The 11,413-nt window shown below is 61.7% G+C and carries 8 protein-coding genes; 7 read left to right on the plus strand and 1 reads right to left on the minus strand.

What is annotated here, in order from left to right:
• From ACMV18_RS07555 to ACMV18_RS07580, 6 genes are all read left to right on the plus strand, one after another.
• On the plus strand, positions 1–1,541 hold a 1,541-nt coding region (locus ACMV18_RS07555), incomplete at its 5' end, for an ammonium transporter (protein ID WP_420817329.1).
• 159 nt (positions 1,542–1,700) lie between these two features.
• Positions 1,701–2,996 (plus strand): glutamate--cysteine ligase, encoded by a 1,296-nt coding sequence (gene gshA, locus ACMV18_RS07560; RefSeq protein WP_420817330.1) that lies wholly within the window; start codon positions 1,701–1,703, stop codon positions 2,994–2,996.
• Positions 2,997–3,093: 97 nt separating this feature from the next.
• Entirely contained in the window at positions 3,094–4,983 is a 1,890-nt protein-coding gene (locus tag ACMV18_RS07565) for a potassium transporter Kup (protein ID WP_374258641.1), read from the plus strand.
• A gap of 4 nt (positions 4,984–4,987) precedes the next feature.
• A complete protein-coding gene (locus tag ACMV18_RS07570; protein ID WP_420817331.1) occupies positions 4,988–6,196 on the plus strand; it encodes a benzoate/H(+) symporter BenE family transporter in 1,209 nt (402 codons plus the stop codon).
• Positions 6,193–7,152, plus strand: coding sequence for a glutathione synthase (gene gshB / locus ACMV18_RS07575; RefSeq protein ID WP_420817332.1), 960 nt, complete (start codon positions 6,193–6,195; stop codon positions 7,150–7,152). Before ACMV18_RS07570 ends, gshB begins: the two co-directional genes overlap by 4 nt.
• A 57-nt stretch (positions 7,153–7,209) precedes the next feature.
• Entirely contained in the window at positions 7,210–9,111 is a 1,902-nt protein-coding gene (locus tag ACMV18_RS07580; RefSeq protein ID WP_420817333.1) for an ATP-binding cassette domain-containing protein, read from the plus strand.
• 9 nt (positions 9,112–9,120) lie between these two features.
• Here the strand turns inward: ACMV18_RS07580 and ptsP are convergent, their stop codons facing one another.
• Positions 9,121–10,914, minus strand: a complete 1,794-nt coding sequence (ptsP, locus tag ACMV18_RS07585) for a phosphoenolpyruvate--protein phosphotransferase (RefSeq protein ID WP_420817334.1) — start codon at positions 10,912–10,914, stop codon at positions 9,121–9,123.
• A gap of 192 nt (positions 10,915–11,106) precedes the next feature.
• On the opposite strand from ptsP, the gene ACMV18_RS07590 reads away from it, so the two are divergent.
• A partial coding sequence (locus ACMV18_RS07590; protein ID WP_420817335.1) for a GNAT family N-acetyltransferase occupies positions 11,107–11,413 on the plus strand: 307 nt, incomplete at its 3' end.

An 11,413-nucleotide genomic window follows, 5' to 3' on the forward strand; every position in this document is an offset into this window, starting at 1 on the left:
TGAGAAAGCTCATTGCGTCCATCGCGCTGGGTCTCGCGGCCTTCGGTGTGTTCGGCGTCTCCTACGCTCAAGACACCGCGGCCTCGGCCCCTGTTGCGGCATCGGCTGTGGCTGATGCTCCTGCATCGGCAGCTGACGCTGCGCCTGCTGCAGCCCCCGCTGCGTCCGAAGCTGCATCCGATGCAGCCACCGCCTCACCTGCCCCCGTCCCCAACAAGGGTGACACGACCTGGATGATGGTCTCCACGCTGCTGGTGATCCTGATGACCGTGCCCGGTCTGGCCCTGTTCTACGGTGGCCTGGTCCGCAGCAAGAACATGCTGTCCGTGCTGATGCAAGTGATGGTCACGTTCTCGCTGATCGTCGTGCTGTGGTTCGTGTACGGCTACAGCTTGGCTTTCACCGAAGGCAACGCGTACATCGGTGGCTTGGATCGCCTCTTCATGAAGGGCATCTGGGACAACGCCGCTGGCACCTTCTCCTTGGCCGCGACCTTCAGCAAGGGCACGCCAATGTATGAGATCGTGTTCGCTGCATTCCAGGCAACCTTCGCCGGCATCACCTGTGCACTGATCGTGGGTGCCTTCGCCGAGCGCATGAAGTTCTCTGCCGTGCTGATGTTCATGGTGCTGTGGTTCACCTTCTCCTACGCTCCGATCGCTCACATGGTCTGGTTCTGGATGGGTCCTGACGCCTACACCGGCAAGGAAGTGGTTGACGCCTTGAACGCCAAGGCTGGTCTGATCTGGCAATGGGGCGCTCTGGACTTCGCTGGCGGTACCGTTGTGCACATCAACGCCGCTGTGGCCGGTCTGGTCGGTTCCTACATGGTTGGCAAGCGCATCGGCTTCGGCAAGGAAGCGTTCACGCCTCACTCCCTGACTCTGACCATGGTTGGCGCTTCGCTGCTGTGGGTGGGTTGGTTCGGTTTCAACGCCGGCTCCGCTCTGGAAGCCAACGGCTTCGCTGCTCTGGCCTTCATCAACACCTTCATCGCCACGGCTGCTGCCGTCCTCGGCTGGTGCCTGGGTGAGTCCCTGCTGAAGGGCAAGGCTTCGATGCTGGGCGCTGCTTCGGGTGCTGTTGCGGGTCTGGTTGCCATCACGCCTGCCGCCGGTAACGTCGGCCTGGGTGGTGCCGTGATCATCGGCCTGCTGGCTGGTCTGATCTGCCTGTGGGGTGTGACCGGTCTGAAGAAGCTGCTGGGTGCAGACGACTCCCTGGACGTCTTCGGTGTCCACGGCGTGGGCGGCATCTTCGGTGCCCTGACCACCGGCGTGTTCAACTCGCCCAACCTGGGTGGCCCATCGGCTGTCGGTGACTGGGTGACCGCTTCGGTGATCCCCGCTGCTGACTACTCCATCGCCACGCAAGTGCTGACACAAGCCAAGGCTGTTGGCGTGACCGTGATCTGGTCGGCTGTGGTGTCCCTGATCGCTTACAAGATCGTTGACATCGTGATCGGTCTGCGCGTTCCTGAAGAGGAAGAGCGTGAAGGTCTGGATATCACCTCGCACGGTGAGACCGCCTATCACAAGTAATCTGGTCTTCTCCTAGACTGTTACCTCAAAGGGGGTGATCTTCGGATCACCCCCTTTTTGATTTTTTGCATCGCTGTATTCAAAACAACTCAGCGTTGGGGTTGCCTGATGTTCCTAAAATGGGTGCCGCCCATTCCTTACAAGAAAACAAGGCACGCCATGGTTCCCCACCTGATTACTGCATTGACCGGCCCGATCAACGAACTTGAACAGCGGATGCTGGAATCGGTCCCAGCCATTGAGCGGTGGTTCCGCCTTGAATGGATGGAGCACACCCCCCCTTTCTACTCGTCGGTGGATCTGCGCAATGCTGGCTTCAAGCTGGCCCCTGTGGACACCAACCTCTTTCCCGGTGGTTTCAACAATCTGACGCCCGAGATGCTGCCGCTGGCGGTTCAGGCCGCCATGGCCGCCATCGAAAAGATTTGTCCGGAAGCCAAGAACCTGTTGCTGATTCCTGAAAAGCACACTCGCAACACGTTCTACCTGTCGAATGTGGCCCGACTGGTTCAGATCTTCACGCTGGCGGGCCTGAATGTGCGCCTGGGCACCTTGGATGAGAGCATCACCAGCCCCACTGACATTGCCTTGCCGGACGGCACCGCATTGACGCTGGAACCCTTGGTCAGAACACGCCGACGTTTGGGGCTCAAGCACTTTGACCCCTGTACGATCTTGCTGAACAACGATCTGTCGGCGGGCATTCCGGAGGTGCTGCAGGGACTGCACGAGCAATACCTGTTGCCCCCGTTGCATGCTGGCTGGGCCGTGCGCCGCAAGAGCCAGCATTTCGCGGCCTACGAAGAGGTCGCCAAGAAATTTGCCAAGCTGTTGGGCATGGACCCATGGCTGATCAACCCGATGTACTCGGTGTGCGACGAGGTGAACTTCCAGGAAGAAACCGGTTTCGAGTGCCTCGAAAGCCAGGTCGATGCCATGCTCAACAAGGTTCGCCGCAAGTACAAGGAATACGGCATCAACGAGAAGCCGTTTGTGGTGGTGAAGCCTGACAACGGCACCTACGGGATGGGCATCATGACGGTACGAGATGCCAAGGAGGTCGCCGAACTCAGTCGGCGCACGCGCAACAAGATGGCCGTGATCAAAGACGGCCAAGCAGTCAACCGCGTGCTGATCCAGGAGGGTGTGGCCACCTACGAGCAGATCAACGATGCTGTGGCCGAGCCAGTGGTTTACATGATCGACCGCTATGTGGTGGGCGGCTTCTACCGGGTTCACGCAGACCGGGGCGTAGACGAGAACCTGAATGCCCCAGGCTCGCACTTTGTCCCGCTGGGATTCCCGGAGCCCACACAATTGCCTCGCCCTGGTGTCAAGCCTGGCGCCAGCGCACCGAATCGGTTCTACATGTATGGCGTGGTCGGCAGACTGGCCATGCTGGCCGCCAGTTATGAGCTGGAAGCGACCGATCCAGATGCTGAAATCTATAACTAAACATCAGCACAACTGCCGGAGTGTTGCTTGCGCAGTGCAGCAATTCCCAGGTGAAAAGGGGCAAAATGGCTGCATCGTTTGATTCACACCCATTCCTGTGCAACACCACGACTCGCGCGCCAAGCTCTCCAGCTCTCAACTGGCTGCCCTGACTCTGGGGGCCATCGGTATCGTCTACGGAGACATTGGTACCAGCCCACTGTATGCATTGAAGGAAGTGTTCGCACACGGCCACCTTCAACTCACCCCCGAGAACATCTACGGCATCTTGTCGCTGATCTTCTGGACACTGACCATTGTCGTGTCGCTGAAGTATGTGACGCTGATCCTGCGTGCGGACAACAACGGCGAAGGTGGCTTGATTGCCATGCTGGCCCTGGCGTCCACGGCAGTGAAAGACCGCCCGGCCTTGCGCAACCGCCTTCTGGCGGTGGGCATGTTTGGCACCGCCATTTTCTTTGGTGACGGGGTGATCACACCCGCTGTGTCAGTGCTGTCGGCCGTTGAGGGCATGGAAGTCGCTGCACCAGGTCTGGAGAAGTATGTGGTGCCCATCACCTTGGTGGTGTTGACGGCGCTTTTCATGGTGCAAAAACATGGCACCAGCGGCATCGGCAAATTTTTCGGCCCCATCACCACGGTCTGGTTTTTGGTGGTCGCCGTGTTGGGTGCGATTCACATCGTTGAGAATCCGGCCGTTCTGGCGGCCATGAACCCACTGTATGCGCTGACCTTCATCTACCAGCACCCGGGTCTGGCCTTCATCGCCTTGGGTGCCGTGATCCTGTGTGCCACCGGTGCCGAGGCGCTGTACGCCGACATGGGACATTTCGGTAAATTGCCCATCCGTCTGGCTTGGTTCAGTCTGGTGCTGCCGTCTTTGGTGTTGAACTACTTCGGCCAGGGCGCGATGCTGCTGGAGCACCCCGAGAACGTCGAAAACCCGTTCTTTGAAATGGCACCTCAGTGGGCCCTCTACCCCTTGGTGGGCTTGGCCACTGCGGCCACGGTGATTGCGTCGCAAGCGCTGATCACCGCCGCCTTCTCGGTGACCAAGCAAATCATTCAGCTGGGTTATTTGCCGCGTTTGCGCATCCTGCACACCTCCGAGCAAGAGACTGGGCAAATTTACATCCCGTTTGTGAACTGGGCGCTCTACGCCTGTATCGTGCTGGCCGTGGCGCTGTTTGGCTCCAGCAGCAAGTTGGCCGCCGCCTACGGCATCACCGTGACGATCGACATGCTGATCACCACCGTGATGACTTTCTTCGTGATCCGCTATGCATGGAAGTTGACGTTGCCCGTGTGCGTGATGGCGACTGGCGCGTTCCTGATCATTGACATCATGTTCTTCAGTGCCAACGCCATCAAGATCGTGGATGGCGGCTGGTTCCCCTTGCTGGTGGGCATCGTCATGTTCAGCCTGATGATGACTTGGCGCGACGGACGTTCGCTGCTGCACGAGCGCCTGCGCTCCGACGCGATTGACCTGCACCCCTTCCTGGAAGCCGTGTTCTGCAGCCCCCCCACCCGCGTGGAGGGCACAGCCGTGTTCTTGAACGCCGATGCAGGCAGCACGCCCAATGCCTTGCTGCACAACCTCAAGCACAACAAGGTGCTGCACTCTCAGAACCTGTTCGTGACTGTGCGCTCGCATGAGGTGCCTTACATCTCTGCAGACAAGCGCATCGAGATTGAAGACTTGGGCAACGACTGCTGGCAAGTGATGCTGCACTTCGGCTTCATGAACGAGCTGAACGTGCCCGAAGCCCTGCAGTTGGTGAAGGCACAAGGTGTGGCCATCAACGACATGGAAACCAGCTATTTCCTGTCGCGTGACATCGTGATCCCCACCATCGGCAGCGGCATGGCACCTTGGCGTGAAAAGCTGTTTGCGGGCATGCACCGCAACGCGTCGGGCATCGCTGACTTCCTGAGCCTGCCAACCAACCGCGTGGTGGAGTTGGGCTCGAAGGTGGAGATCTGACGGCATGCGTCTGTCCCTGAGGCAGATCTTCAGGGACACCAGCCTGACTTCGGTGTCGTCCGGTTTTGTGGCGACGCTGGTCGCTTTCACCAGCACGATCGCGCTGGTGTTCCATGCGGCCCGCTCGCTGGGGGCCTCGCCGGATCAGGTCACGTCATGGGTGTTGGTGCTGGGGCTCGGCATGGGCTTGAGCTCAATCGGGCTGTCTCTGTGGACGCGCGCACCCATTTTGATCACGTGGTCAACACCCGGGGCCGCCGTGATCGCCAGCGCCGCCAACGGGGTGAGCCTGTCTGAAGCCACTGGCGCCTTCATGGTGTGCGGCGTGCTGATGTGGTTGTGCGGGGTCACTGGTTGGTTTGCCCGCGTGATGAACCGCATCCCCTACGCCTTGGCATCAGCCCTGCTGGCGGGCATTCTGGCCAAGTTCGCCTTGCTGGCGTTTGCCGAAGCGGCACCCCACCCCTTACTGGTCATTGGCATGCTGCTGACCTATCTGGTCGGCAAGCGCTGGTGGCCACGCTACGCGGTATTGGGCGTCTTGCTGGTCGGCGCACTGCTCGCTTGGCAGCGAGGTCAACTGAATACCGAACAATTGACTTGGTCTGTGGCTGCGCCGGTCTGGGTCACCCCCAGTTGGTCGTGGTTGGCGGTGATCGGCATGGGGCTGCCGTTGTTCATCGTGACCATGGCCTCACAAGCCGTCCCCGGCGTGTCAGCCATTCGGGTGTCCGGGTACGAACCGCCCGTTTCGAGACTGATGAGCTGGTCCGGGCTGGTCACGCTGCTCGGCGCCCCCTTTGGTGGTTATGCCTTCAATCTGGCGGCGATCACTGCCGCCATCGTGTTGAACCCTCATGCACACGCCGATGCCAGCAAGCGCTACACCGCGGCGGTCATGGCCGGCATGTTCTACATGGTCATGGGTCTGCTGGGCGGCGCGGTAGCCGGCATTCTGGCTGCGTTTCCCAGCGCCCTGATCATGGGCGTGGCGGGCTTGGCCTTGCTGGGCACCATTGGCAACGGACTGGCCTCGGCACTGAAGGACGACCACCACCGTGAGGCTGCTCTTATCACGTTCCTGGTCACGCTGTCTGGCGTGACCTTGATGGGCATCGGTTCTGCGTTTTGGGGCCTGGTCGCCGGCACGCTGACGCTGTTCGTGGAAAACTTCAAGGCTCATCCCGCTGACGACCAGACTGACGAACCATGAAACTCCTTTTCGTAGCCGATCCGCTCGATACCTTCAAGACCCACAAGGACAGCACGTTTGCGATGATGCGCGAAGCGGCCTCACGTGGTCATGAGTTGTGGGCTTGCGAGCCGCAAGACATCGTCTGGCGACGTGGTGAGGTGGTGCAGGCCCGCAGCCGCCGCATCACACTCACAAGCGACGCCATCGACTGGTACGAAGAACAGGAAGTCGCCAACATGGCACTGGCCAGCATGGACGGCGTCCTGATGCGCAAGGATCCCCCCTTCGATCCGGAATACCTCTACACCACCCACCTGCTGACCCAGGCCGAGCGTGAAGGTGCCAAGGTGTTCAACCGCCCTCAAGCCCTGCGCGAGCACCCTGAAAAGCTGGCCATCCTTGAATTCCCGCTGCACATCGCCCCGACCCTCGTGACGCGTGACATGGACGCCATTCGTGCCTTTCATGCCGAGCACCGCGACATCATCCTCAAGCCCCTGGACGGCATGGGCGGCATGGGCATTTTCCGCGTGCGGGATGACGGTTTGAACCTCGGCAGCATTGCCGAGACTCTGACGAACAACGGCCAGCAAACCATCATGGTGCAGGGCTTCTTGCCCGCCATCGTGGACGGTGACAAGCGTGTGTTGCTCATCGACGGTGAACCCGTTCCCTACGCGCTCGCACGCATCCCGCAAGGCGGTGAGGTGCGCGGCAATCTGGCCGCCGGCGGCAAGGGTGTCGCCCAAGCCCTGAGCGACAGCGACTGGGCCATCGCGCGCCATCTGGGGCCGATTCTGGCCGCACGTGGGCTGCTGTTGGTCGGCTTGGACATCATTGGCGACCGGCTCACCGAAATCAACGTCACCAGCCCAACCTGCTTCCAGGAAATCACCGACCAGACCGGCTGGAACGTGGCCCAACGCTTTGTGGATGCGCTGGAAGCCGCCATCGCGCGCCAGCAGCGACAATAAGCCCCTCTTTGCGCGCCAACCCCTCTGGCGCGCCCACTTTTTGCGGATCCTAGTCTCATGGCTGTTTTGACCTTGAGCGACGCCTGCCTGGCCTTTGGCCACGTCGCCCTGCTTGACCACACCGAGTTCGCTCTCGAAACTGGCGAACGCGTTGGCCTGATCGGCCGCAACGGCACGGGCAAGTCTTCCCTGCTCAAGATCATGGCCGGCCTGGAGAAAGCCGATGACGGTCAACTGCAGATTCAAAGCGGGGTCGAAGTGGCCTACGTGCCGCAAGAGCCCAACTTTGCCGATGGCGCCACGGTGTTCAGCACCGTGAGCGAAGGTCTGGCCGAAGTAAAGGCCTTGCGTGAGCGCTTCGAGGCCCATGCAGAGGGCGATGACCTCGACGCCCTGATGACCCAGATCGAAGCCCGCAATGGCTGGACCTGGGAGCAACGCGTCGACGAGACCCTGCAGCGCCTGCGGCTGGATGCGAGTCTGCCCATCGCCGGTTTGTCGGGGGGCACGAAGAAACGTGTGGCCTTGGCGCGCGCGCTGGTGGCGAGTCCGGACGTTCTGTTCCTGGACGAACCTACCAACCACCTGGATCTGGATGCCATCACGTGGCTGGAAGAGTTGCTGGTCGCGTTCAAGGGCAGCATCGTGCTGATCTCGCACGATCGCGCCTTCCTGGACAACGTCTGCACCCGCATCGTCGAGCTCGACCGCGGCATCCTGCGCAGCTATCCCGGCAACTTCAAGGCCTACGAAGACCTCAAGGCCCGCGAATTGGCCGACGAGGCCCTGGCCAACGCCCGCTTCGACAAGCTGCTGGCCCAAGAAGAAGTCTGGATCCGCAAGGGCGTGGAAGCGCGACGCACCCGCTCGGTGGCGCGCGTCAAACGCCTGGAAGATCTGCGAAAGACCCGCGCCGAGCGCCGCGATGTGATGGGCCGCGCCAAGCTGGAAGTGTCGCAAGGCGAACGCGGCGGCAAGATCGTGGCCGACCTGGACAACGTCAGCAAGACGTATCAGGGCCGAGACATCGTCAAAGGCTTCAGCGGCACCATTTTGCGTGGCGACAAGGTGGGTCTGGTGGGCGCCAATGGCGCGGGCAAGACCACCTTGCTCAAGATGATTCTGGGCGAACTGGCCCCGGACAGCGGCACCGTCAAGCTCGGTGCCAATCTTCAGGTGGCGTACTTTGACCAGATGCGCGACCACCTCGACCTCGACGCCACGCTGGCCGACTTCATCAGCCCGGGCAGCGAATGGATCGAGATCAATGGCTCGCGCAAGCACGTGATGGGTTACCTGCAGGACTTCCTGTTCTCACCGGCCCGAGCCAATTCGCCCGTGCGCACCCTCAGCGGCGGTGAGCGCAACCGCTTGCTGCTGGCCCGCTTGTTTGCCAAGCCCAGCAACGTGCTGGTGCTGGACGAACCCACCAATGACCTCGACATCGACACCCTCGACCTGCTCGAAGACCTGCTGGCCGAGTACCCCGGCACCGTCTTCCTGGTCAGCCACGACCGACGCTTCCTCGACAACGTGGTCACCTCGACCCTGGTGGCCGAGGGCGAAGGCCTGTGGCGTGAGTACGAAGGGGGTGTGGAAGATTGGCTGATCCAGTCCAAGCGCGCGCAAGCCATGGCGGCCAGCAAAGCCACGCCGCCCAACAAGCCTGCAGGCAGCGCCGAACCTGCGGCTGCGGCCACAGCCAGCCCCCCAGCACCAGCCACCACTGCCACGCCCAAGCGCAAACTCAGCTACAAGGAACAACGCGAACTTGACGAGCTGCCAGGCCGCATCGAGGCACTGGAAACCGAGCAAAAGATGCTCAACGACAAGCTGGCAGACCCCGACGTTTACACCAAGGAAGGCGCCAACGTCGGTACCATGCACGAGCGCGTCAACGCCATCGACGAAGAGTTGATGGTCTTGCTGGAACGCTGGGAAGCGCTCAGCCAGCGCTGAGCCCGAGCATCAAGCCGCAAACCGGGGCAAGTGTGTGGCCCCGGTGGCCGCAGCAAACAGCTCGAGACACGCGGCTTCAGGATCTTCGCTGCCCAGTACCTGAGGCACCAGCGGCGCCAAGCGGCGCGTGTCCGCACGCAGCACACGCTGCTTGATGGACGCCACCTGGGTCGGGTGCATCGAGAAGGTGCGCAGACCCATGGCCAGCAACAACTCGGTGAAGGCCGGATCACCGGCCATTTCACCGCACACACTCACGCCCTTGCCCGCCGCACGGGCCTGGCTGATGGTGCTGTACAGCAATTGCAGCACAGCCGGGTTCCAGGGGTCGTACAGGTGGGCCACGGCCTCATCGGTCCGGTCAATCGCCAGGGTGTACTGAATCAGGTCATTCGTTCCCAAGGAAACGAAGTCGAAATGTTTCAGAAACACGGGCAAGGTCAGCGCTGCGGCAGGCACTTCGATCATGGCCCCCAGTTCGACTTCGCCAAAAGGCTTGCCCGCCTCTGCCAATTGCCGCTTGGCATGGGCGACGTTGTCCAGCGTTTGCTTGATTTCGCGCACGCTCGACAACATCGGGATCATGATCTTCACCGGGCCATGGGCTGCTGCGCGCAACAAAGCCCGCAACTGACGGCGGAACGTGCTGGGCTCGGACAGGCTCCAGCGAATGGCGCGCAAGCCCAGCGCCGGATTCAGCACCGACTCGTGCCGCAACTCGCTGGACGACATGGCATCCAGCGGCTTGTCGGCACCGATGTCCACTGTACGGATGGTGACGGGCAAGCCCTTCATCGCTTCGACCGCACGACGATAGGCGTCGTACTGCTCTTCCTCGTCGGGCAGGTTGCCGCCCCGGTTCATGAAGAGAAACTCGCTGCGGAACAGACCCACACCCACCGAGCCAGCTTCGAGCACGGCGTCGGCGTCTTCGGGCATCTCGATGTTGGACAGCAGCTCGACACGCTCACCGTCCAGCGTGACGGCAGGCGTATGCCGTAGGCGCGCCAAGCGCCCCCGCTCCAGCTCGCTTTGGCGCTGGCGGAAACGGTACTCTTCCAGGACGATGGGAGAAGGATCGACGATCACCAAACCCGCATCGCCGTCGATGATGATGCAGTCGTCCGAACGGATGAGGCTACTGGCCTGACGGGCACCCACCACAGCGGGGATGTCCATGCTGCGCGCCACGATGGCCGTGTGAGAGGTCTTGCCGCCCACGTCGGTCACAAAACCCTTGAACACGCTGCGCTTGAAGTTCAGCATGTCGGCGGGCGCAATGTCGCTGGCAACCAGCACCAGCGGCTCGTCCCCCCCGAAGTCGCGCGAATCGCGGTCGGTTTCCGGCAGCGTCAACGGCGCACCGCGGCCCAGGCTGCGGATCAGACGCTCGACCACCTGTTCCAGATCGGCCTTGCGCTCGCGCAGGTAGGCGTCTTCCATCTCGTCAAACTGGCGGGCCAGGACCTCCAGTTGCGCCGACAGGGCCCACTCAGCGTTGTAGTGACGTTGGCGCACCCAATCGGCCGCTGCACCAATCAGGGCCTCGTCCTGCAGCAACATGTGGTGCACATCGAGCAAGGCCGCCAGTTCGGCTGGCGCATCCGGAGGCAGATCGCGCTTGAGCGCATCGAACTCGGCCCCCACCACATCGCGCGCGGCGTACAGGCGGGCCACCTCCTCCTCAATCAGAGTCGGGTCGATGAAAACGTGCGGCACGTCTACCCGGCTGGATGCGACCAGCACTGCGCGGCCAATGGCAACCCCGCGCGAGACAGGCAAACCGAAGATCTGGATGCTCATGACGTCATCCTAGCAGCGACCGTGCCACGTCTTCGTGAGGATTTGTCATGAGTTGCCCGACTGAAATCAGATGACGCGAAGGGGAAAACGGAGGGCGTCACACAAGTGTCATCCAGCCTTCACGGCACCGTCACCCGCGCTGCCAACACTGTGCCCCACAGAGACACAGACATGAACGAATTGGAGATGACGATGCGCGACCTCCCCCTGCCTACCCTGCCCTTGTCCGAACTGTCCGCCAACCACACCGGGGATGCACGCTCCGCCCGGAGGTCACTTCATCCAAGCTCGGACGCTCAGCCAAGCGCGCGTCAGCCCCTTGAAGTCGTTTGGGCGCGCACTGAGGAGGATGTTCGTGCAGCGCAACGCCTGAGGTATGAGGTTTTTGCCGAAGAAATGGGCGCTCGCCTGAGCGTGCCCGCCGGCAGCCCCGCAGCGCACGACATCGACCTGTTCGACCCCTACTGTGAGCACCTGCTGGTGCGCCTGGACACCGGCA

The organism is Aquabacterium sp. (assembly GCF_048860245.1).
Lineage (GTDB): Bacteria > Pseudomonadota > Gammaproteobacteria > Burkholderiales > Burkholderiaceae_C > Aquabacterium.

Coding starts and splice junctions, on each gene's coding strand:
- gshA (WP_420817330.1), top strand. CDS start 1,701: ATGGTTCCCCACCTGATTACTGCATTGACCGGCCCGATCAACGAACTT.
- ACMV18_RS07570 (WP_420817331.1), top strand. CDS start 4,988: ATGCGTCTGTCCCTGAGGCAGATCTTCAGGGACACCAGCCTGACTTCG.
- gshB (WP_420817332.1), top strand. CDS start 6,193: ATGAAACTCCTTTTCGTAGCCGATCCGCTCGATACCTTCAAGACCCAC.
- ACMV18_RS07580 (WP_420817333.1), top strand. CDS start 7,210: ATGGCTGTTTTGACCTTGAGCGACGCCTGCCTGGCCTTTGGCCACGTC.
- ptsP (WP_420817334.1), bottom strand. CDS start 10,914: ATGAGCATCCAGATCTTCGGTTTGCCTGTCTCGCGCGGGGTTGCCATT.